Annotated in this window: 18 protein-coding genes and 1 pseudogene; 9 read left to right on the top strand and 10 right to left on the bottom strand. The window is 70.6% G+C overall.

Annotated features, from left to right (window positions below; all coding sequences use genetic code 11):
• Nucleotides 1-28 precede the first annotated feature (28 nt).
• The gene (locus tag O1W71_RS05780) at nucleotides 29-463 is read left to right on the top strand and encodes a GNAT family N-acetyltransferase (protein ID WP_269266927.1); all 435 of its coding nucleotides are present in this window, start codon (nucleotides 29-31) and stop codon (nucleotides 461-463) included.
• Here the strand turns inward: O1W71_RS05780 and O1W71_RS05775 are convergent, their stop codons facing one another.
• On the bottom strand, nucleotides 464-994 hold the full coding sequence (locus O1W71_RS05775; RefSeq protein WP_269266926.1) for a GNAT family N-acetyltransferase: 531 nt from the start codon (nucleotides 992-994) through the stop codon (nucleotides 464-466).
• Between the two features lie 218 nt (nucleotides 995-1212).
• Here O1W71_RS05775 and O1W71_RS05770 point away from each other — a divergent pair, with 218 nt between their 5' ends.
• Nucleotides 1213-1374: a hypothetical protein gene (locus O1W71_RS05770; protein ID WP_269266925.1), complete on the top strand. Its 162-nt coding sequence runs from the start codon at nucleotides 1213-1215 to the stop codon at nucleotides 1372-1374.
• A gap of 73 nt (nucleotides 1375-1447) precedes the next feature.
• Here the strand turns inward: O1W71_RS05770 and O1W71_RS05765 are convergent, their stop codons facing one another.
• Together O1W71_RS05765 and O1W71_RS05760 are read right to left on the bottom strand one after the other, a co-directional pair.
• Nucleotides 1448-2746: an alpha/beta fold hydrolase gene (locus tag O1W71_RS05765; RefSeq protein WP_269266924.1), complete on the bottom strand. Its 1299-nt coding sequence runs from the start codon at nucleotides 2744-2746 to the stop codon at nucleotides 1448-1450.
• A 164-nt stretch (nucleotides 2747-2910) separates the two neighbouring features.
• A complete protein-coding gene (locus O1W71_RS05760) occupies nucleotides 2911-6423 on the bottom strand; it encodes a S8 family serine peptidase (RefSeq protein WP_269266923.1) in 3513 nt (1170 codons plus the stop codon).
• A 291-nt stretch (nucleotides 6424-6714) separates the two neighbouring features.
• On the opposite strand from O1W71_RS05760, the gene O1W71_RS05755 reads away from it, so the two are divergent.
• From O1W71_RS05755 to O1W71_RS05730, 6 genes and pseudogenes are all read left to right on the top strand, one after another.
• Complete coding sequence (locus O1W71_RS05755) at nucleotides 6715-7257, top strand: ECF transporter S component (RefSeq protein ID WP_269266922.1); 543 nt, start codon at nucleotides 6715-6717, stop codon at nucleotides 7255-7257.
• Between the two features lie 75 nt (nucleotides 7258-7332).
• Nucleotides 7333-9144, top strand: a complete 1812-nt coding sequence (locus O1W71_RS05750; RefSeq protein ID WP_269266921.1) for an ABC transporter ATP-binding protein — start codon at nucleotides 7333-7335, stop codon at nucleotides 9142-9144.
• Nucleotides 9141-9959: an energy-coupling factor transporter transmembrane component T gene (locus tag O1W71_RS05745; protein ID WP_269266920.1), complete on the top strand. Its 819-nt coding sequence runs from the start codon at nucleotides 9141-9143 to the stop codon at nucleotides 9957-9959. The genes O1W71_RS05750 and O1W71_RS05745 overlap by 4 nt, the downstream gene beginning before the upstream one ends.
• Nucleotides 9886-10236 (top strand): annotated as a pseudogene (locus O1W71_RS16435) (siderophore-interacting protein); the annotation flags it as partial. The gene O1W71_RS05745 and the pseudogene O1W71_RS16435, both read left to right, overlap by 74 nt.
• Before the next feature lie 98 nt (nucleotides 10237-10334).
• Nucleotides 10335-10910, top strand: coding sequence for a siderophore-interacting protein (locus O1W71_RS05735; RefSeq protein WP_269266919.1), 576 nt, complete (start codon nucleotides 10335-10337; stop codon nucleotides 10908-10910).
• Nucleotides 10907-11476, top strand: coding sequence for an ECF transporter S component (locus O1W71_RS05730; protein WP_269266918.1), 570 nt, complete (start codon nucleotides 10907-10909; stop codon nucleotides 11474-11476). Before O1W71_RS05735 ends, O1W71_RS05730 begins: the two co-directional genes overlap by 4 nt.
• Before the next feature lie 112 nt (nucleotides 11477-11588).
• Here O1W71_RS05730 and O1W71_RS05725 read toward each other — a convergent pair whose 3' ends face one another.
• A complete protein-coding gene (locus O1W71_RS05725; protein WP_269266917.1) occupies nucleotides 11589-12782 on the bottom strand; it encodes a M15 family metallopeptidase in 1194 nt (397 codons plus the stop codon).
• Between the two features lie 50 nt (nucleotides 12783-12832).
• Nucleotides 12833-13417 carry an NUDIX hydrolase gene (locus tag O1W71_RS05720; RefSeq protein WP_269266916.1) on the bottom strand — a complete coding sequence of 195 codons (585 nt, stop codon included), beginning with the start codon at nucleotides 13415-13417 and terminating at the stop codon, nucleotides 12833-12835.
• Nucleotides 13418-13724: 307 nt separating this feature from the next.
• Here O1W71_RS05720 and O1W71_RS05715 point away from each other — a divergent pair, with 307 nt between their 5' ends.
• Entirely contained in the window at nucleotides 13725-14789 is a 1065-nt protein-coding gene (locus tag O1W71_RS05715) for an Rv2578c family radical SAM protein (RefSeq protein ID WP_269266915.1), read from the top strand.
• A 42-nt stretch (nucleotides 14790-14831) separates the two neighbouring features.
• On the opposite strand, the gene O1W71_RS05710 is transcribed toward O1W71_RS05715, so the two are convergent.
• The 5 genes from O1W71_RS05710 to O1W71_RS05690 form a co-directional block, all read right to left on the bottom strand.
• Nucleotides 14832-15479, bottom strand: a complete 648-nt coding sequence (locus tag O1W71_RS05710; RefSeq protein ID WP_269266914.1) for a hypothetical protein — start codon at nucleotides 15477-15479, stop codon at nucleotides 14832-14834.
• 171 nt (nucleotides 15480-15650) lie between these two features.
• A complete protein-coding gene (locus O1W71_RS05705) occupies nucleotides 15651-17807 on the bottom strand; it encodes a DEAD/DEAH box helicase (protein ID WP_269266913.1) in 2157 nt (718 codons plus the stop codon).
• 405 nt (nucleotides 17808-18212) lie between these two features.
• Nucleotides 18213-21641, bottom strand: coding sequence for an efflux RND transporter permease subunit (locus O1W71_RS05700; protein WP_269266912.1), 3429 nt, complete (start codon nucleotides 21639-21641; stop codon nucleotides 18213-18215).
• 121 nt (nucleotides 21642-21762) lie between these two features.
• Nucleotides 21763-22149, bottom strand: a complete 387-nt coding sequence (locus O1W71_RS05695) for a fluoride efflux transporter FluC (RefSeq protein WP_331282644.1) — start codon at nucleotides 22147-22149, stop codon at nucleotides 21763-21765.
• Nucleotides 22146-22550: a fluoride efflux transporter FluC gene (locus O1W71_RS05690; RefSeq protein ID WP_269266911.1), complete on the bottom strand. Its 405-nt coding sequence runs from the start codon at nucleotides 22548-22550 to the stop codon at nucleotides 22146-22148. Before O1W71_RS05690 ends, O1W71_RS05695 begins: the two co-directional genes overlap by 4 nt.
• Between the last annotated feature and the right edge of the window lie 35 nt (nucleotides 22551-22585).

The raw sequence follows: 22585 nt of genomic DNA, 5'->3' as shown, positions 1-22585 counted from the left end.
TGACCGGTCGGTCCATAGACTTGCTTCGATGGACGTCACCCTGCGCCCCGCGGCCCCCGCCGACATCGAGTGGCTCGTCGAGCTGCGCGCCGACGTGCTGCGCGACGACCTCGAGCGCCTCGGCCGCTTCGACGAGCATCGGGTGCGCGAGCGGATGCGGGCGGGCTTCCGCCCCGAGTGGACCCGCATCATCGTCGTCGACGGAACGGATGCCGGTTGCATCACGACACGTCCCGACGACACCACGCGCTGGATCGAGCACTTCTACGTGCCCGGGTCTTTGCAGGGGCGGGGCATCGGCAGCGCCGTTCTGCAGTGGGTGATCGCCGAGCCGCACGACGGACCCACGCGCCTCAACGTCCTGCAGGGCAGCGCAGCGCGGCGCTTGTACGAGCGACACGGCTTCGCCCTCGACAGCGAGGACGCCGTCGACGTGTGGCTGACCCTGCGGCCCTCGGTCTGATCAGACCACGGCTGGTCCCGCGGGCACGGCGTACTTGAAGCCGACGTGCGAGTCGATGAAGCCGAGCCGGCGGTAGAAGCGGTGCGCGTCGACGCGCGCGGCATCCGATGTGAGCTGCACGAGGGATGCGCCGAGCTCGACCGCCGCGGCATCCACCACCCACCGCATGAGCGCGGTGCCGATGCCGGACGAGCGTTCCGCGCTCGCCACCCGGACGGCCTCGACGAGCAGGCGTGTGCTCCCCTGTCGCGCCATCCCCGGGATGAGCGTCAGCTGCAGGGTCGCCACGACCTGCCCGGTCTCGCCGACTGCGATCAGCAGCTCGTTGGCGGGATCCGCGACGATCCGATTCAGCGCGTTCGCGTACGCGTCGCGATCCTCCTCACCCGCGACGTCACCGCGCCCCGCACTGATCGGGTCGTCCGACAGCAGCCGCACGATCGAGTCGAGATCGTCGGGCGTCGCACGGCGAATGACGACATCCGCTGTGCGTGCGGAAAGGGATGCCGGGAGGTTCAGGCCGTCGATCACGGTCTCTATTCTCCGATCTGCTCCGGTGCCGCTCAGCGGCGCGTGAGGTTGCCGTCGGCCCATTCCCCGAGCTGGCTCAGGATCGGCACCAGGCGCTAGCCGGCATCCGTCAGCGCGTAGGTGACCGCGACGGGCGGCCCTGCGGAAACTACGAGGCCGGCAGCCCCAAGGAGGGCTAGGACCACTCGACCGGGTGGCTTCGGCGCGTCTTCGAAGACGTGTGGGGACTCGACCTCACGATCGTCCACCGCCCCTTCACGCTCGTCGGCGTGAACCCGGCACTCGACGCCTTCGCCGAGGCTGCGGCCGAGCTGCGCGCGAACGCGGAACGGGACGCCGTCACAGCCGGGCGCACCCTCGCGGCATCCCGCACCGCCTGAGTCACGACCGGACGGAAGCCGAGGTTCGAGGGACGGGACACCCCGCCGGCGCTCCGCCCCTCGTACGCTCAGCTCACGACATCGGAGTGCCGTTCCGGAGGTACTCCACCGCCTCAGCGGCGTTGTCGCTGGTGGCGAGCGAGCCGTGCGTCGAGTCGTCGACGATGCTCAGGTTTCCCCCGAGCAGCGTGTGCGCGAGCGAACCCCACGACGCGGGGGTCACGGTCTCGGATGCGTGCGCGACGATCTGCAGCTTGTCTCCCGCGTCACCGGGGCTCAGGTCCAGCGCGTGTTCCTGGATCGGCCAGCCCGCGCATGCGGACGTTCCCGCGATGCCGCCGCTGAGCGGATGCTGCGCGCGAACCTGCGGGTCGCTGCCGATGGCCTCGCTTCGGGCGAGGTGAGCAGACCAGACGGCGACGGGGTCGGTCGCGCCGGTGTAGGCGTTGCACGTCAGCGCGGTTCGCGTCGTGATGTTCGCGGCCACGTAGACGTCGGACGACGCCAAGCCGTCGATCACGACGTCGTCTGGGGCATCCCCGCCGTCATCGGTACCGAAAGCGACGTCGGCGGCGACCAGGTCGTCCAGAGTCGCCGCGGCGTCATGCCGCAGGTCGACCATGCTGTCGAGCAGCATGTGAAGCACGCGGTCGGGATACTCGGCGAGATAGGCGGCGCCGAGCTCGGTTCCCCACGACACACCGAGGTAGTCGACCTGGTCGGCGCCGATCGCGGCACGGACTCGGTCCATGTCACGAGCCACGTTGGCCGTGGTCAGTTGCGAGAAGTACGCGCGATCCTGCGCCACGCACGCCTCGTTGGCCGCGGCGACAGCGGCCGAGTACTCCGACGCCACGCGCTCGTCCACGACGCCCTCCGGCAGCGGGACGTCGAGCGTCTCATCGCAGTCAATGCTCGTCGAGCCGCCCGTGCCGCGGATGTCGATGCCCACGAGCGTGTGATCCGTCGCGAGATCGCCCATCCCGGATGCCGCGAGCAGGGCCGGCATCGTCCTGCCCTCGAGGCCGGGCCCGCCGGGGTTCGTCAGAATCATGCCTTCGCTTCGACCTTCCGGCTCGAGCCGACTGACGGCGATGTCGAGCTGACGCCCGTCGGGGTCGTCATAGTCGAGGGGAACGGCGACGTTCGCGCACTGCATCCGGTGGCCCCACCCCTCGAGCGGCGACGGAGTTCCCAGCACGTCGTAGACGGCGGCGACCCGCGAGACGAGACCGTCGCACGAGTCCCACGCGATGGCGTCCGCCTGGGGCGATGTCGGTGCCGACGGGGCGACACTGCACGCGCTGAGCAGTCCACCGAGGGCGAGCAGCGTCGCAGGAAGCAGAATCGAGGAACGAGGTGAGTGTTGCATGACGCCAGCCAAACAGCCGAGGGCGGGCGATCGCGTCCGTCGCCGGATGCTTCCGGGGCATCCTCGCGAACGATATCGAGGCCTCCTTCGGCTGTATGCGACGAGGCGCCCGGACCGAAGTCCGAGCGCCCCGCCCCTCCGCGCCGCAGCGCGTCAGCCGGTCATCACCACAGTACGAGGAAGCCGCTGAGCCCCAGCGATCCCTCGACCGTGTCACTGCCGTTGTAGGTGGCGACGACGACCTTCAGCCCGCGCGACTGCCGGGGCAGTTCGACACGCGCCGTGCCGTCGACGACATCCGCGCTGTACCGGGTCGAGTTCACCCAGATGTCGACGGTGCCCGTCGCGGGGGCGCCGCCGGTCGGCGTCACCTTCACCGAGACCACGTAGGGCTGCGAGGCCGTTCCGACGTAACGGTTGAGCGAAACGCTCGTCGCCGAGGCGAACTTCACGAACACCTCGTTCGACACCGCGGTTCCGACCTGGGGGTTGCCCTCCGCCGTCGCGGCGACCCGCACCGAAAGGGCAGTGCCGACATCGGCGCGCGTCACCTTGTACGACGCCGAGGTGGCACCCTCGATGGGCTCACCACCGCGAAGCCACTGGTACGCGACGCTGACCTCGGCGGGATCCCACTCACCGGCGGTCGCCTTCAGCGTGCCGCCAACCTTCGCCGAACCCGACACCTCGGGAGCGACGACGGCGACCGGGGCTCCCTGACCCGACTCGACCTCGACGATCGTCCGGATGGACGAGTCGCCGTAGCGGACCACACCGAGGTACGACGTCTCGGGCTCGAGGCCCGCCCACGACAGGCTGTAGGTCGCCTTCTCGCCCTGCACCGTCGGCAGCGGGTCGGGGGTGGCGGTGAACTCGCCGCCCGATGCCCCCGCTGCGACGACCGCAGTGGTGAGGTCGTAGGTGAAGGGCTCGCTGAACGAGTACCGGTTCACCTTGACCAGGTACGTGCCCGCGGTGGGCGCGGTGAGCGAGACGGCCTCGTTGGCGGATGCCGTCGCCGACGACCACTGCTCGTAGTAGCGCAGGTCGTCGGGGCTGACCACGCGATACACGGTCATGTCGAGGTCGGTCGTCTCGGTCGCCTCGGTCTCGACGGCGAAGCGCGCGTACTCCGTGCCCTCCGGGACGTCGACGATCTCATAGGTGTTGAAGCCGGCCTCACCCTCGTCGTAGAACGAGTCCTGGTCACCGGAGTGTCCGGGCACCTCGGGGAAGTCCGGGTTCACGCGGAGCTCCTGCGGCACGAGGCCCGAGAGACCGAGGTCGATCTCACCCGTCAGCGACGGCGCCACCGTGACGTCGACCGAGCCGGTGGTACCGGTGCCCGACACGGACTCCGGGGCATCGACCGGCACCGGGAACACCGCGATCGGCGAGCGCACGTCGTTCGCGCCGCCGGTCCAGGTGAGGAAGCCGGTGGCCCACTCGCCCATCGGAGCGTCGACGCGCGACAGCGTGATCTCGACCGTGGCCGACTCGCCCGCCCCGAGCGTCACCGACGAGGGCGACACCTGCACGTCGACGCCGGGGACGGATGCCTGCGCCTGGTACGTCCCGGGCTCGGTGGCCGTGATCGTGCGGGTCACCGTCTGCGGTGCGCCGAGCGCACCGACGCCGATGGACGGCAGGTTGAGGTCGCTCGGGTCGACGGGGTCGACGCCGAAGTCGCGCAGCCCCAGCCCCTGCAGGTACGCAGCCCAGTCGGCCGGACCGTTCAGGTAGAGCAGGCCCGGTTCGAAGTACTTCGTCGGGTCGGTGTGACCGGCGCCCTGCGTGAACGGGTCGGTGACGGCGTCGCCGGCGGCATCAACGGTGTTGTATGCGGTCGTCATCATCGCCGACTTCACCTCGGCGGGCGTCGCCTGCGGGTGCTCGCCGAGGTACAGCGCGGCGAGCCCGGCGACGTGGGGCGACGACATCGAGGTGCCCGAGAGGATGCCGAAGGTCGGGTCCTCGTCGATTCCGTTCTCGGTGGCCGCGAGGATCGCGACACCGGGAGCGGTGATGTCGGGCTTGATGACGTCGCTGCCATCGGCGAGCATCGGTCCGCGGCTCGAGAAGCCCGCGACCTGCGGGACCGGGGTCTCGGTGCCCGTGACGTTCTCGCCGATGAGGGTGACGACGCGGTCGGTGCCACCCTGGACGTACTCGAGCACCGCCGGGCGCGCGGTGTCGGAGACGTGCACCGTGGGAACCGAGTGGAAGTCGTTGTCGAGCGAGGCGGGCGTGACGTTGGTCAGGATCATGCCGATGCCGCCGGCCTCTTCGACCGCCTGCGACTTCTCGACACGAGCGTTCGATCCACGGTCGCAGACGACGATCTTGCCGGTGACCTTGGCCGGATCGAGCGAGCCGAGCAGGCAGAGCTCGGGCGTCGCAGCACCGGCCAGGCCGGCGTCGCCCGCGAAGACCGACGGGCCCGAGATCGTGTCGCCGAAGCCGACCGACACCGACGCGCCGGGGAACTGCGCGGCAGACGTGTCGCCCTCCTCTCCGAGCCGGACGGTGCCCTCCCAGGTCGGGATGGTGGATGCCGCGACCGTGGCGTACCACGGTGACGCGTGGTCGGCCGTAACCGGGTCGGGGCCGGAGTTGCCGGCGCTCGTCGCGACGAAGACACCGGCCGCAGCCGCGTTGAAGAACGAGATGTCTTCCGGCGCGAGCACGGTCGTGGCCGAGCCGCCGCCGATCGAGTAGTTGATGACGTCGACGCCGTCGGCGACGGCCTGGTCGATCGCCGCGAGCAGGTCGCTCAGGGCGCAGATGTCGTCAGTGGTGACGAGCGGGTCGGGCCCGACGTAGCAGGCCTTGTACGACGCGACCTTGGCAGCCGGTGCGACGCCGGAGATCGAGCCGAAGTCGACTCCCTCGACGGACGCCTCGACGCCGTTGTTGCCCGCCGCCGTGCTCGCGGTGTGCGAGCCGTGGCCGTCGCCGTCGCGGGGCGACAGGTGGTCGTCGGCGAACGAGAAGCCGTTGGCCGCTGCGCCGTCGCTGAAGTAGTGGGCTGCGACGAGCTTGGTGTTCAGGAGCGACGGGTCCCAGGCATCCTTCGTGCCGGCGCCCTGATCGACGACCGTGCTGCGGAACTCGCCGCCGTCGGCCTTCGTGAACACGACCTCGTCGCCGTCGCGGTAGGGCTGGTCGCCCGCCGAGGCGCCGAGCGCGTCGCCGGCGAACGCGGGGTTCTCGGGCGCGATGCCGGTGTCGACGACGCCGACGACGACGCCCTCGCCCGCAGCATCGATGCCGCCGACCTTCTCCCAGACACCGCCGGCACCCTCGAGGCCGAGGAACTCGGTCGACGGCACGGCGTCGACGTGACGGATCTCGTCGGGGAAGACACCGAGCACACCTTTCTTGGCGGCGAGCTTGCCCGCCTGATCGGCGGTCAGCTGAGCCGCGAACCCGTTGAGGGTGGTCTGGTACGTCGCATCGGGAGTCGCGCCGACCTCGCTCGCGACCTCTTCTTGACGCTGCTCGAGGAAGCCGGAGTAGTCGGTCACGGCGCGCGACTGGGCGTCGAGACGCTCGCCCTCGTCGGGCTTGGTCGGTGCGAGACCGGCCTCGCCGCCCTCGTAGGTCGCGACGGGAGCCTCGTCGAGCAGGACGATGTAGCGCCCGCTCTCGCTCTCGATCGGAACCGGGATGTTCACCCCCTCTCCCGTTGCAGCAAAGGATGCCGTTGCGGCAGAGCTTGTGAACAGGGCGGCCAGGGATACAGCCGCGACTGTTCGCAGGGTGGTGCGAACCATGTGCGCTCCAGTGGGGGGATGGATGAGCAGTCCGCGCGGCGTCATCGGCGCGCGGTGAAGTCAACCTAGCTCACAGTTCCGACACAAGGAACCCTCGGCTTTCATTCAGGGTCACGGGAGCATTGCCCCCACCGCCGCATTTCTCACGGCCTGGGAGGGAGCCGCCGTGCGCGCGTCCCATAGGCTGGGCGGGTGGCCCCGGCATCCCGCCTTTCGACGCGCGTTCTGCTCGTCTGCGCTGCCGTCGGGGTCGCCACGGGCCTGCTGGGCGGCATCGAGGGCTGGCTCGCCGTCCCCGTCATCACGGGGCTGCCGATCGTCTACGGCTTCCTCCTCGGCATCCATGTGCTGCCGGGAATCGTCGCGCAGGAGACTCTGCGCCTCCCCTGGGTCGCGCTCATCACGCACCTGATCGCGGCGCTCGCGTCTTCGGCCGTCGCGCCGCCGTACACGTTCCAGTTCCTGGGGACCGCCGTGCTGTTCGGGGGCCTGCAGGAGGGCGTTGCCGCTCTCGTCCGCTATCGCTCGTGGGCGCCCTGGCGGTTCTTCGTCTCGGGTCTCGTGATCGGTGTCGTCGTCGCCCTCGCGGTGTTCTTCGCCGCTCATCTCAGCGCTCTCCCGCTGTGGGCTCAGGTCACCTACCTCACCCTGGCCGTACTCGGGCCCGTCGCCTGGACGGCCATCGGCCTGTGGATCGGCGTCGGTCTGCGCCGCGCCGGCGTCGCCCGTCGCTGAGCACCCTCGGCGGCCTTTCCGGGCCAAGTTAGGGTCGGCTAAGCTAAGCGCATCCGATCCGATCCGAGGACGCCCGTGACATCCGCCGCATCCGGTGCCGCCACGGCGGGGACGCCGGTCGCCGCGACCGCGTCCGCGCCGTTGCTCGCCGTGCGCGATCTCGCGGTGACCTACGAGGGATCGGATGCCGCAGCTACCCGCGGCGCCTCGTTCTCCGTCACCCCCGGTGAGGTCGTGCTGCTCCTCGGGCCGAGCGGTTCGGGCAAGTCGACGGTCGCACTGACGCTCAACGGGCTGATCCCGCAGTCGATCCCGGCGACGACCGAGGGCGCGGTACTCGTGTCGGGCGAGGATGCTGCGACCACCCCGATCCCCCGGCTCACCACGCGCGTCGGCATGGTCTTCCAGGACCCCGACGCGCAGCTGGTCACCGGCACCCTGCTCGACGAGGTGGCCTTCGGCCCCGAGAACCTGCGGCTGCCCGTCGACGATGTCCTCGCGCGGAGCGAGCGGGCGCTGCGCCGGATGGGGCTCTGGGAGCGGCGGCACGAGAACCCCGACCGCCTCTCGGGCGGCGGACGCCAGCGCCTCGCGATCGCGTGCGCGCTCGCGATGGAGTCGCCCCTGCTCGTGCTCGACGAGCCCACCGCGAACCTCGACCCCGAGGGCATCGAAGACGTCTACGCCGCCCTGGGCGAGATCGCTGCCGCGGGCGACCGGGCGATCCTGCTCGTCGAGCACAATCTCGACGCGGCGATCGGCTTCACCGACCGTGTCGTCGTGCTCGACCATGGCGGTCGCACCATCGCCGACGGTCCGATCGACGCGGTGCTGCGCGAACGGGCGGCCGAGCTGCACGCGATCGGCGTGTGGCTGCCGGTGTCGACCATCGCGGCGCTGCGGCTGCGCGAAGCGGGCTATCCGTTCGACCCACTCCCCCTGACGCCGGACGAGCTGCGCGCGGGGCTCGAGGCCGCGGCATCCGGTAGCGAGAATCGGAACATCGCGGCATCGTCGGGGGCAACCTCCGATTCGGTCCGAGTCTCGCGCGATTCTCCGGCACAGGCGCCGGCGCACGCGCCGACTCCGGCGGTTTCGGTGCGCGATCTGACGCTGCGTCGAGGTCGGACGACAGTGCTCCACGACGTGGACCTCGAGGTCGCGACCGGCGAGTTCGTCGCGATCGTCGGCGCGAACGGTGCGGGCAAGACGAGCCTCATCCAGGCGATCGCCGGCGTCGTCCGCGGTCCGCGCGGGCGCATCGACGTGGGCGGGCTCGACCCGAGTCGGGCGGACCCTCGTGCGGTCGCCGAGCGCGTCGGGTTCGTCTTCCAGAACCCCGAGCACCAGTTCGTCGCACCCACGGTCTTCGACGAGCTCGCCCATGGCCTGCGCCGCCAGCGGACGCCCGAGGACGAGGTGCGTGAGCGCGTCGACGGGATGCTGCGCCGCTTCGGCCTCGAGGCGCACGCCGACCGGCATCCGTTCCTGCTCTCCGGCGGTCAGAAGCGCCGACTGTCGGTTGGCACGGCCCTCATCGCCGGCGCACCCGTGCTCGCCCTCGACGAGCCGACGTTCGGCCAGGACCGCGCCCGCGCCGACGAGCTGCTGCACGTGCTGCGCGACCTCAACCGCGACGGCACGACGATCCTCGTCGTCACCCACGACATGCAGCTGGTGAGCGAATACGCCCGGCGCTGCATCGTCGTCGGAGATGGCCGCATCGTCGCCGACGGAGCGACCGCCGACATCCTCGGCGACGACGAGCTGCTGCGCTCCGCCGCCCTGCGGATGCCGCCGCTGCGCAGCGCCCTGCACGGGCTCGACGGGTACCCCGAGCTGTCGGGCATCGCCCGCCTCCGCGATCTGCCGGGGAGCGATCGATGAGCGCGACGGCGAGCATCGCGCTCGATCCCTACGCGGCCGCGCCGCCCTCCCGTCGGCTGCTGTTCCGGCTCAACCCGCTGGCGAAGCTCGCGGCCCCCGTCCCCGCGATGGTCGCTCTCATCTTCACGCGCGATCTCGTCACGCCGCTCGCTCTGCTCGCACTCGCGTACGGCGTGCTCATCGTCGGGGCGCGTTGGACGCTGCGTACCGTTCTCTTGCTCGCGGTCGCCGTGCCCATCGGCATCCTGATGGTGGGGGCCGGGATGTCGCTGTGGGTCGATGCGGCGCGGGTGGCCGACACCCCGGTGCTGCTTCAGCTCGGCGCCTGGAGTCTGCACGCAGGGGCGCTGCAGATCGGGATGGCGACCGGATTGCGGCTCGGAGCGATCGCCGCGCTGGCGTTCATCGCCGGACTCACCACGACGGGGCCGGACCTCGTGCGGGCGACCGTCCAGCAGCTGCGGGTGCCCTACCGCGTCGGCTACACGGCGCTCGCCGCGTTCCGGTTCGTGCCGCGGTTCGGCTACGAGCTCGACCTCATCCGACAAGCGCATCGGGTGCGCGGTGCGCACGGCGGGCGGGGACCGTTCTCGGCGATCGCACGGTGGGGCGGTTACGTCGTTCCGCTGCTGGCCGGCGCCATCCGCCATGCCGAGCGGGTCGCGCTCGCGATGGACGCGCGCGCCTTCGGGGCCCATCGCGACCGCACCGAGCGGCACCTGGTGCCGTTCCGGCGGCGCGATGTCGCCTTCGTCGCGCTCTTCTGGCTCGCCTCCGCCGCGATCCTCATCCCCCTCTTCCCCTGGACCCCCTGATGCCGACCGCACCCCGGCGAGCCCGGAAAGGATGCTGCGCATGACCCGCAACATCGTGAAGCCCATGACGCCCGGTCTCGTGCGTCTGGAGGTGCTGCGTGCAGAGCGCCTCGCCCCGCACTGGATGCGGGTCACCTTGGGGCGCGGCGACATCGACCGGTTCGTACCGCTGGGCTACGACCAGTGGTTCCGCCTTTTCCTGCCGCTCGGCGGCGATGAGGCCCTCGACCGCATCCCGGCCAAGGCAAACAAGCTGTTCGGCTACCTGAAGTACCTCCGCATCCCCGAGGGCGAACGGCCGGTCATGCGCAACTACTCGGTGAGGCGTATCGGTCGTCGGGGCCGGCGGGCGGTGCCGAGATCGACGTCGACTTCGTGCTGCACGGCTCGGGGCCGACCGCCGGACCCGCCTCCCGCTGGGCGTCGCAGGCCCATGCGGGCGAGAGCGTCGTCATCATCGACGAGGGGCTGCGATTCAACCCCGAGCGAGGCGTCGATCATGTGCTCCTCGTCGCCGACGAGACGGGGGCACCGGCCGTCGCCTCCATCTGCGCTTCGCTGCCGGCAACGGCATCCGGAACCGCGTTCATCGAGGCCCCGTCGAGCGACGACATGCTCGAGATCGATGCACCCCCGGGGGTCGAGGTCCGCTGGCTCGTCCGGGCGCCCGACGCGAAGCCGGGGTCAGCCGCCCTCGCAGCGCTGAGCGGATTGGCGCCCGGCGCGTTGCCCGCGCAGCCCCTCCACGCGTTCATCGTCGGCGAGCAGTCGCTGCCGACCACCGCCCGGCGGATGCTCGTCGCCGACCACGGCATCCCGAAGGAACAGATCAGCTTCGTCGGGTACTGGCGCGAGGGCGCGAGCTCGCCGACCCCGAAGCCCCAGGCGGCATCCGAGCACGCGCCGGATGATGAACGCCGAGCCACGATGGAGCGGGAGACGCGAGCATGACCGCGGCACCCCGGTCGCGCGCCGCGCGTGTCTCGACGGCATACCTGTTGACGTGCGCCGCGATCGGCGTCGCGGCGAGCGCGTTGCTCGCGCCCGCGTGGGTCGCGTCGACGACCCTGTTCCTCACGGTGCCGTTCGCAACGGTGGCGATCGCCGGGCTGTGGGTTCTGCCCGCCGTCATCGCCCTCAGGCTGCTGCAACGCCCGGGAGCGGGGCTGCTCGTGGGGCTGATCTCAGGACTCGTGCTTGCCCCGTTCTTCACGATCGGATCGGTCGCGACGATGCTCTACTGGTCGTTCTTCCCCGAACTGCCGTTCCTCGCGACGCTCTACCGGCGCTGGAACACATGGCTGCACTATGCAGGCGCCGCGATCATCGGCGCGACGTATCCCGTGTTCGCAGCGCAGTCGTTCGATCTGTGGAGCATGACCGCGCCCGTGCTGATCGGATTCGTCGCCCTCTGCATCGTCAGCTGCGTCGGAGCGACGTGGCTCGGCATCCTGATCGGCGATCGCCTGCGTGCCGCGGGCGTCGCGACCCTGGCCCGGCGCCGCACCCCCGCCTGACCCCTCTCCCCCTTCCCTCCCCCGTCGACTCGCCGAGAAATGCGGATGCGCCCGGTGCGGGATCCGCAGAACCTGGCGAGTCGACGGGCCGGGCGCCGGGGGCAGGGCGGTGTCAGCCGACGTAGGTCGGGGCCGGCGGCATCCCGAAGAAGTCTTCGAGAGTGCGGTAGCCGCCCTCGGCGTAGAGCGCGGCGAGGTCAGGGCCGATGTACCGCAGGTGCCAGGGCTCGTACTCGTACCCGGTCGTCTCGGTGAAGCCGTCGGGGTAGCGGATGATGAACCCGAAGCGATGCGCGTTGGCGGCGACCCAGTCTGACTGCGCCGTGCCGCCGAACTGTTCGATCGCCCCGCACCCGCCGTCGCATGCGACCACATCGACGGCGAGACCGGTCTGATGCTCGCTGTGCCCGGGGCGGGCGCTCGTGAGGTCGGCGTTGCCCTGGCCGAGCTGTCCGACGTAGTTGCGGTACGTCGACACTTGGAAGTCGTACGACCGGAACCCGCTGTTCACTCCGATTGTGCCCGCGCCCTCAGCCTGCGCGGCGGCCGCGAGCTGCGAGAGGGCGGACGCGACGTCCGCGCGCATGTGTCCCCCACTCGTCCGCTCGACGCCCTCGGCGCGCGCTTGCGGCTCGGGCCAGTAGTCGATCGGATCGAGCGCGTTCAGCTTGTTCACGACGACCCACGTGCGGCCGGCCGTGTGCAGATCGATGCACGGGGCCGCACCGCCCGCGATCGCGGCCCGGAAAGGCTCGGCTCCCCCGGCCGCGGCGATGACGTCGGCGTCAGAGCCCGACGCGAGCGCCTGCTGGAATCCGGGATCACCGCAGATGTCACCCGCGGCCGCGGCATCCGTCGTCGCGTCGTCGGCCGGCTGGGCGGCGGCAGCATCGCCGGACTGCGCGGGCGCAGGAATGGACGAGGCGTTGGGCGCGCCCGCCGCGGCGTCACCGACGAGCGCGGCGACGGGGTCGACGGGAGCCTCATCCGGTCCGCTGAGTGCCGACGTGAAGCCGGCGGTACCGGCGACGACGAGGCCGACGAGTGCGAGTGCAGCCGTGGCCGCAACGGCGCGGCGGCGGACGTAGACGGATGCCGGCAGACGCACGGATGCCGTCAGGGCGGCGGCATCCGGTGATCGGCCCTCCGCCGACGAAGCCGAAGCGACCTCCTCACCCGCACCGCTTGCCGCGGAACCGGAAGCGCCGGCCCGCTCACGCAGCTCGCGCCGCGAGGGGAGAGGGCGCGCCTCCGCCGATCGCTCACGTCGCGAGCGACGTGTCTCGGGCTCGGTCGGGTGCACCACGACCCCATTCTGCCCTGCGGGCCCGGTTGAGTTCCCGTTCGCAGCGCGGTTCACCCGCGACCCGGGCTGGTCCCCTCGCCGAACACGGCATCGGGTCCGGCGGGCGATGCCCCCGGGCTCACACTGCCCGCGCGCCCTTCCGCGGCCGCCGGAGCGAGCAACTCTCGCGCGATCACCTTCACGGCGGGGAACGCGTCGAGCTCGTCGATCTCGATGCTCGAGAACCAGCCCGCGTCGTGGACCTCTCTGGCCGCGGGCGTCAGGGCGCCGCGCTCCGAAGTGTGCAGCACGAAGGCCATGTCCATATGGATGTGCGCGGGTTCGCCGGGGCGCTCGGGGATGAGCTGATAGCTCATGCTGATCGGGAGGTCGAGCTGAGCTTCGGTGCGACCGTCCGCGGCGAGGTCGACGCCCGCGTGCGGGCGCAGCACGGCTGCCACGCCGGTCTCCTCGAACACTTCTCTCACGACCACCGCCTGGGGCGTCTCGTCCTCGTCGACATGACCGCCCGGCGGAAGCCACTTCGCGAGCTTCTTGTGATGGATGAGGAGGATTCGGTCCTCCGCGGGATTGAGCACGTAGCCGCTGACGGTGAACTGTTTGGCGTACGACGCGGTTCGATCGATGATCGTCATCGTGCGGCACCGTTCACACCGGCACCGACAGCGCGGCGGATTTCATCCATTCGGACGAGCCGGGGGCGCACCCTCGTCGTCGGCGGGCGGGTGCGATCCGGCTCGCAGAAACCGACCACGTCGGCTACCCCGGCGTATCTCACCCTCTCCCCAGCTGACGTCAATGTCACAGCGCACTCCCCCATCCGCTCGCAGCGTCCTCGATCCCCGGTGAAACGATCTGCCTGTCACCTCACCGGCACCCGAGCATACGAGGGTTCGCGCTTTCATGTTTGACAACACTTCGAATTTCTGTTCGAATCTTCTCATGCGATGGCAGGGGCAGCAGATGGGCGTGGCGGATGCCGCTGCGTTGCCCGGCCTCGAGACACTCAACGGCCTCGTGCGCTCGGTGACGACGCCGGAGTTCGCAGGAGTGACCTTCCACGAGGTCATGTCGCGCTCGGCGCTCAACCGGGTCCCGGGCCCCTCGGCGATGCCCTTCGACTGGACGGTCAATCCCTACCGGGGATGCACGCATGCCTGCGTCTACTGCTTCGCCCGCGGCACGCACGAGTACCTCGACATGGACGCGGGGGCCGACTTCGACTCGCAGATCGTCGTCAAGCTGAACGTCGCCGACGTGCTGCGCCGCGAGCTCTCGAAACCGACCTGGGCGCGCGAGCAGGTGGCGCTCGGCACGAACACCGACCCCTACCAGCGTGCGGAGGGCCGCTATCGGCTGATGCCCGGCATCATCACGGCGCTGGTCGACAGCGGCACGCCGTTCTCGGTGCTGACGAAAGGCACCCTGCTTCGCCGCGACCTGCCGATGCTTGCCGAGGCGGCACGTTCGGTGCCCGTCGACCTCGCGATGTCGATCGCGGTACTCGACGAGCCGCTGCGGCAGCTGCTCGAACCCGGCGCGCCGACATTCGCCGCTCGCCTCGACACGGTGCGAGCGGCAAGCGCCGCGGGGTTCCGGGTGACGGTGTTCCTAATGCCGATCGTGCCGCACCTCACCGATTCGACCGAGGTACTCGACGATGCCCTGAGCCGGATCGCGGATGCCGGCGCCGCCCGCGTCGTCTACGGCGCGATGCACCTGCGACCGGGCGTCAAACCCTGGTTCCAGCAGTGGCTCGCGCGTGAACGCCCCGACCTCGTGCCGGTGTACCGCGGCCTGTACCCCGGGGCCTCGGTGCAGGCACCGCAGGGCTACCGGCGCATGCTCGCGACGCGCGTTCGACCTCTGCTCGCGCGGCATCGCCTTCGGGGAGGGCTCGAAGAGGAAGAGGCCCAGCCCGCCACGCGACGATTCCGCGCCGGACCGGTGGTCACGACTTCGCGCGGCCGCGCCGCCGCAGCGGCATCCGTTCCCACGCTCTTCTGACGCCGTGCTCGGCGTATTTCAGGGTGGGCGTCGGGCTACGGCTTACGAGCGGATCGCCGCGAGCATCGCGGGGACGTAGTCGCGGTCGAACGACTCCACCGCACTGTTTCCCACGAACGCGATCCATAACGACTCATCGAAGAGGTAACCGACGGTCCGAGACGCGACCTCGCCATCCTCCACACGGGTGAACGTCGCCGCCCCCTCGACATCACCTTCGCTGAAGACCGCGGTATCGCGGAGCTCGGCGACGAGGGCATCGCGCGCATCGGGGGTGAGAGTCAGACCGTAGACATCGACGCCGCCGTCGGAGCCACCGGGAAAGGCCCAGGCGCACGCGATGTCGTCGCCCGCAGCCTCGGCAGCGAGGCGCGCCGGTTCGTCAGGCAGCGCAGCAGCAGCGTCGCGCCACGGGTCGCTGGGCACAGCCCCCTGCGTGAAGTTGGCATCGACGATCGCGCTCGGGACGAGTTCGTCGCAGCTCACGCCGTCGAGCGACGGCGCCATAGCATCCGACGTCGGGGCGTCGGCGCTCTGCGACGGTGTCGGGGGCGGGGTCGACGCGCTCGACTTGGTCGACGTCGCCGGGCTCGGTGATGATGCCGGATCGGTCGCGGCCGAGCAGCCCGTCATCACGAGCGCCACTGCCGCGGCGAGACCCCAATACCCCACGAGCTGTTTGCGTCCCATTGCACGAGCCTCGCAGGTTCCGCTCGCCTCCGCGGAGCGGAACGCGCCGCGGATCAGGCCGTCAACAGGCTCAAGGCCCGGTTTGGGGTCGGCACGTCCAACGGAAGCGCCCCGCCGAACGCCACGACCGTCGGGTCACAGCGTGCGGCGGGGCGTCAGAGCGGCGTCGGGTCAGGCGTCGACGTTCGCGAGCTGTCGGCCCGAGACCTCCTCGAGGATGTCGTCGCCGGGGCGGACATCGTCGAAGGGGGCGTCGATCTCGGCACGCTCGAGCATCTCGGTCATGCGACGGCGACGCTGACGCGTGATGAGAGTGACGACCGAGCCCGAGCGACCGGCACGGCCGGTGCGCCCTGCGCGGTGCAGGTAGGTCTTGTACTCGTCGGGAGCGTCGGCCTGGATGACCAGGTCGATGTCGTCGACGTGGATGCCACGGGCTGCGACATCCGTCGCGACCAGCACCCGCACCTTGCCGTCGGTCAGGCGCTGCAGGTTACGCGTGCGCTTGCCCTGGTTGAGGTCGCCGTGGAGCGCGACCGCGGCGATCCCGGCATCCTCGAACTGCTCGGCGAGCATCTCGGTGTAGGCGCGGGTGCGGGCGAAGACGAGCGTCTTGCCGTCGCGGTCGACGAGGGAGTTGAGGATCTCGGCCTTGTCACGGTGGTCGAGGACGAGCACACGGTGATCGATCGTCGAGGTGTCCTGGCTCTCGCCCGCGACCTCGTAGACGGCCGGCTCGACGAGGAACTCGTCGACCAGAGCGGCGACCTCGCGGTCGAGCGTCGCCGAGAACAACAGCTTCTGCGCGCCGTCCTGCACGAGGCGGAGAATGCGCTGCATGGGCTCGAGGAACCCGAGCTCGCTCATGTGGTCGGCCTCGTCGAGCACGACGATCCCCACCTCGGAGAGGTCGAGCTTTCCCTGGTTCTGCAGGTCTTCGATGCGGCCGGGGGTGCCGATGATGATGTCGACGCCCTTCTTGAGCGCACCGACCTGACGCGCCTGCGGCACTCCGCCGTAGATCTGCGTCGTGAAGAGCCCGACGCTGCGCGCGATCGCCTGGACGGTGCGGTCGATCTGCAGCGCGAGCTCGCGCGTCGGAGCGAGGATCAGCGCCTTAGGTGAACGCCCGAACTCGCGACGCTTGCCGGCCTGGCTGCGCAGGATCGATTCGACGAGCGGAGCGCCGAACGCGATGGTCTTGCCCGAGCCGGTGCGGCCGCGGGCGAGGACGTCCTTGCCCTCGAGGATCGGCGGAATGGTGGCCGCCTGGATCGGGAACGGGGATGCCGCACCCAGGGCGTCGAGCTGACGGACGATGTTGTCACCGAGGCCGAGGTCGGCGAACGACGACTGGGCGACGGATGCCGCATCCACGGCCTCCGCCTGCAGGCGCTCGTGGACGGTGTCGACGTGGTCCTGGTGGGCCTTCGACTTCGTCTCGGCGTTCCAGTCCGAACGGTTCGGACGGTCGCCGAAGTCACGGCGCGGGCGGTCATCGAACGAACGCGCCGGGCGGTCATCGCGACGCGGACGGTCCGAGAAGTCGCGACGCGGACGGTCATCGCGGTTCGGGCGGTCGCCGAAATCACGACGAGGCCGGTCATCGAACGAACGCGCCGGGCGGTCATCGCGACGCGGACGGTCCGAGAAGTCGCGACGCGGACGGTCATCGCGGTTCGGGCGATCGCCGAAATCACGACGAGGGCGGTCATCGAACGAACGCGCCGGACGGTCATCACGACGCGGACGGTCGTCACGGTTCGGGCGGTCGCCGAAGTCACGACGGGGACGGTCATCGAACGAACGAGCGGGGCGGTCGTCGCGGCGGGGCCGGTCGCCGAAGTCACGACGCGGCCGGTCATCGAACGAACGCGCGGGGCGATCGTCACGACGCGGACGGTCGTCACGGTTCGGACGGTCGCCGAAGTCACGACGCGGACGATCGTCACGGAAGGAGGGACGCGCATCACCGAAGGTGCGGCGATCGTCGCGAGGCTGGGCCTCGTAGGGGCGGCGGCCGCCGGCATCCGATCGGCGGTCGTTCCCGTAGCCGCGCTGCTCGCGCTGACCGCGGTCGTCGCGGGCCTGCGAACGGATGCCGCGCGCTTCGTCACGACCGGCACGGTCCTGCGAGGACCAGCGGTTCTTGCGACCGGTGTCTTCGCTCTCGGCACGGTAGCCGCGGTGACCGGGGCTCTTGCTGCCGGGGGTTCCGGCCGAGGACTGACCGGGGCGACGCTTCGCGTCCTGGTACGAGGTCTTCTTGCCGTAGCGGGGCTCGAAGTTCTGCGCGCGGCCGCCGGCCGGCTTCTTGTTCTTGGGCATGGTGTGTCCTTCTGGGTTCACTGCACGAGAACAGCGCCCGCGCGCACGCGGGCAAACCCGGACATCCGTCGGCCGGGGGCCATTCACATGATGGTCATGCGCGCCGATCGGCGCTCACCATCGGCCCCATGGACTCACAAAACCTGTCGCGATCACGCGCTGCCCAGAGCCGACCCGGCCACGATACGGCATCCGCCTGAGAAATCGCCCGCCGCGGCGCCGAGGCCCGGGTGCGAGGGCCGGGCTCGAGGGCCGGGGCGGGGGCAACGCATGCTGCGATGCAAGGGTTCCGGCGCAACACCCCGGCGCCTCGCTCCCGGCCACGGCGCGCCGCGGGCAATCCCTTGCATCGCGGCAAGCCGGCAGCCCGGCGCGAGCCCGCCGCGAGCCCGGCGCGTGCCGCGATCAGGCCAGGCGGCGGCGACGGGGTCCGCGAGAAGGCCCGGGAATTCGCTGAGCCTGTCGACGGGACAACCCGGCCTCCGGTTCACCGGAATCCACCGGCCGTCCAGCACCAGCATGGGCGTCGCCGACCTCGTGGTCATCGGGCGCGACCGGGATGACCAGGTGCGTGGGGGCATCGGGTGAACCGTCCACAGGCACGACGAGGTGGGTCGGCTCGGCTGTGGCTGCCTCCGCGAGGCGCCGCTCGCGCCGGGTCATCGGCGCAGCAGACACCCCGTCTCCCGCGGAACCGGCTGTCGAACCAGCATCCGCACCCGCACCCGCACCCGCACCGGCACCGACGTCACCGCGCCGCCGCGCCGCGCGGCGCTCGCGCGCTCCCTCGACGAGGTTGTAGAGGGTCGGCAGCACGAGCAGGGTCAGCAGGGTCGACGAGATGAGCCCGCCGATGACGACGATCGCCAGCGGCTGCGAGATGAACCCGCCGTGGCCGGTGATCCCGAGCCCCATGGGCGTCAGCGCGAAGATCGTCGCGAGCGCGGTCATGAGGATCGGTCGCAGACGGCGCGATCCTCCGGCGATCGTCGCGTCGTGGGCAGACAGCCCCTTCTCGCGGTACTGGTTCACGAGGTCGATGAGCACGATCGCGTTCGTCACGACGATGCCGATGAGCATCAGCACACCGATGAGCGAGGCGACGCCGAGCGGCACGCCCGTCGCGATCTGCAACAGGATCGCTCCCGTCGCCGCGAACGGCACCGAGATGAGCAGCAGCAGCGGCTGCCGCAGCGACTTGAAGGTCGCGACCATCACGATGTAGACGATGAGGATGGCGGCGAGCGCGGCGAGCCCGAGCTGCGCGAAGGCGTCCTGCTGCTGCGTGAGCACGCCGCCGATCTCGGCATCCGCGCCCTGAGGCAGCTCGACCTCGTCGAGCGCATCCCGGACGATCCCGGATGCCGCGTTGAGGTCGTCGCCCGCGGGCGTCACGGTGACCGTCGCGGTGCGCTGACCGCGCTGCGTCGTGATGGAGGTCGGCCCCTCGCTCTGCTCGACGGTCGCGACGTCCTGCAGCGGGATGGGACCGCCGGCCGTCGGGATGGTCAGCTGCCGCAGCTCGTCGATCGACGCGGGCGCCTGCGACGCCGCGAGGTAGACGGTGAGCGAGGTGTCGTCGATCTCGACGGTGCCGATCGACTGGGGCTGCATCGTGCCCGAGACGATGCCGCCCACCGCGACCTCCGACAGGCCGCGGGATGCCGCGGCGTCGCGATCGACGGTCACGGCGATGTACGGCAGCGAGGCCGAGAGGTTCGACGTGACCTGGCTCACGCCGTCGGCGTCCTGCAGCGAGGCGACGACCGCGTCGGTCGCCTCGCGGAGCGCGGTCTGGTCGGGCGCGGTGACATCGATCTCGATGTCGCTCGACCCGAATCCACCGCCACCGGCGGCGATCTGGATGTCGCCGACGCCCTCGAGGTCAGCGACGGCGCGCTGCACGCGATCGCGCACGTCGAGCTGATCGGCCGAGCTGTCGGTCGTGATCGAGTAGGTCACCCCGCCGCCCCCGCCTGAGAAGGCGTCGCGCAGCTGCGATCCGGACGAGCCGATCGAAACCTGCACGGCGTCGATTCCCTCGAGGCCGGTGACTGCGTCCTCGACGCGCTGGGCGGCGGCATCCTCCGCCTCGAGGGATGCCGCAGGCCCGAGCGTCTGCGTCATGGTGAAGGTGTTCTGACCGGAGTCGCCGAGGAAGTTCGTCTTCATCAGCGGCACGGCCGCGAGGGTGCCGCCGAGCACGAGCACCGCCAGCACCAGCGTGACGGCGGAGTGGCGCAGGGTCCAGCGCAGGACCGGCAGGTAGGCCTTCTGCAGTCGCGACGGCGGCGCCTCGGGGTCTTCGGGGTCGATGCGCCGGCCGTCGGGCGTCACGACGGGCTTACCCGGCCGCAGGAACCAGTACGCGAGCACCGGGACGATCGTGAGCGAGACGAACAGCGAGGCCGACATCGCGATGGTGACCGTCAGGGCGAAGGGACGGAACAGCTCGCCGGTCAGGTCTCCGACGAAGGCGATCGGCAGGAACACGGCAACGGTCGTGATCGTCGACGCCGTGATGGCGGCGGCCACCTCGCGAACGGCCAGGGTGATGGCCGCGAGCTTGTCGGCTCCCTCGACGTAGTGCCGCTTGATGTTCTCGATGACGACGATCGAGTCGTCGACGACTCGGCCGATCGCGATCGTGAGGGCACCGAGGGTCAGGATGTTGAGCGAGTAGCCGAACGCCTGGATACCGACGAAGGTGATGAGCACGCTCGTGGGGATCGAGATCGCGGTGACGATGGTCGAGCGGACCGAGAGCAGGAACACGAGGATCACGAGCACCGCGAACACGAGGCCGAGCAGGCCCTCCTGGGCGAGGGCCTCGATCGACTGCTCGATGAACGGCGCCTGGTCGAAGACGACCGTGAACTGAGCCTCGCCGCCGAGGTCGTCTTCGAGCGCGGGCAGGGCGTCGAGCACGCCGCGCGAGACGTCGACGGTGTTGGCGGCGGGCAGCTTCGTGACCGCGATGGTCAGGGCCGGCTCGCCGTCGACACGCGAGATGGAGGTGACCGGTGACGGTTCCTGCGCGACGGTGGCGACGTCGCCGATCGTGGTCGTGCCGCCGGTGAGCTGAGCGGCATCCGTCGGCACGAGCGGCAACGCCGACAACTCGTCGACCGAGGCGATCTTCGCGCCGGCCTGCACGGTCAGCGACTGGTCGCCCTCGGTGATCTCGCCGCCGGGGAACAGGACGCCGTTCTGATCGAGCGCGTCGCGGATGGCCTGCTGCGTGTACCCGGCCTCGGCGAGCGCGGTCTGGTCGGGGGTGATCGTGATGCGCTCGACGCGGCCTCCGACGACCTGGGCGGCGTTGACGCCGTCGACGTCTTCGAGGTCGGGGATGACCGTGCCCTCGAGCCGGGCCTGCACCGATTCGGCGTCGTCGTAGCCGGTCACGGCCAGCTGGATCACAGGAAGGTCGTCGAGCGAGAAGCTCAGCACGTTCGGGCTGACGCCGTCGGGGAGCTGGCTGTCGATGCGGTTGATGGCCTGCAGGATCTTCTGCTCCGCGGTCGCCAGATCGGTGCCGTAGGTGAACGACGCCTGGATGATCGAGGCGTTCGTCGAGCTCGTCGCCGTCGTCGACTCGAGCCCGGGCACGCCCTGGATCGCGGTCTCGATCGGGGTCGAGACGTCGGTGTTGACGACCTCGGGCGAGGCACCGGGGTAGGTCGTGACCACCGAGAGCTGAGGCAGCTCGATCGAGGGAATGAGCTCCTGCTTGAGGTTCGTGAGCGCGAGGCCACCGAACACCGCGGCGACGATCGTGATGAGCGCGATGAGAGCGCGGTTCTTCAGGCTCAGGACGGCGAGTTTCGACACGGGTTCCCTCGGGCGCACCGGACCGGCGCAGGTAGGTGTGATGCAGGCGAACGGGATGCGCTCGTCGATACATGGATGTATCGACTTCAGTATCCCACGCGGTCGCCGCGGAGGCGTGGGCTCAGCCTGGGAGCAATCCCCCGATGACGATGCCGATCGCCGCGGCGATGACGGCCATGGCGAAGGTGCCGACGAGGTTGACGATCGCCCAGTCGCGCCGGCCGCGCCGCATCAGCTGGATCGTGTCGACCGACACCGTGCTGAACGTCGTGTATCCGCCCAGCAAGCCGATGCCGAGGACAGCCAGCCAGTCGGCCGCGACGAGCGTGCCGAGTCCGGTCAGGAGCCCCAGCAGCCCGGAACCGGTGACGTTGATCACCAGGATGCCGACGGGGAAGGCATCGCGGCGCCCCTGCATGAGGAGGACATCGAGGACGTACCGGATGCCGGCGCCCGCCCCGCCCGCGACCACCAGGGCAACGAGCATCCCGGCACTCACCCCGTTCATGCGGCATCCCCGTCGCGGCGGATGCCGAGGGCGAGCCCGAGTGCCGCGGCGACGGCACCGCCGGCGAGGCTGATGGCAATGAGCGCGAGCCCGACGATCGGCGCGGCGGTGGCGACCTGGATCGATTGCACGGCGAAGGCGCTGTACGTCGTGAAGCCGCCGAGCACGCCGGTGCCGGCGAATGCGCGGAGCCGGGGCCGGCTGACCGCCCAGCGACCGACGACGATGCCGAGCAGGAAGGACCCGAGCAGATTGCACCCGAGCGTGAGCGCGGGCACCGCGAGGGGGTGGGTCCATCCCGTGAACGGAAGAGTGAGCGCGGCTCGCACGGCGACGCCGGCCGCACCGCCGATCACGACGAGGACCAGCGTGAGCGGCGAGATGCGCGCCCGCTCGACCACGTCGCCACCGTAGACCCCGGGACGGGTCGGCGGAT

It is taken from the genome of Microbacterium sp. H37-C3, from assembly GCF_027157935.1.
GTDB classification, from domain to species: domain Bacteria; phylum Actinomycetota; class Actinomycetes; order Actinomycetales; family Microbacteriaceae; genus Microbacterium; species Microbacterium plantarum.
Note: the sequence above shows the minus strand (reverse complement) of the source record. Positions and strands in the feature narration are given on the sequence as shown.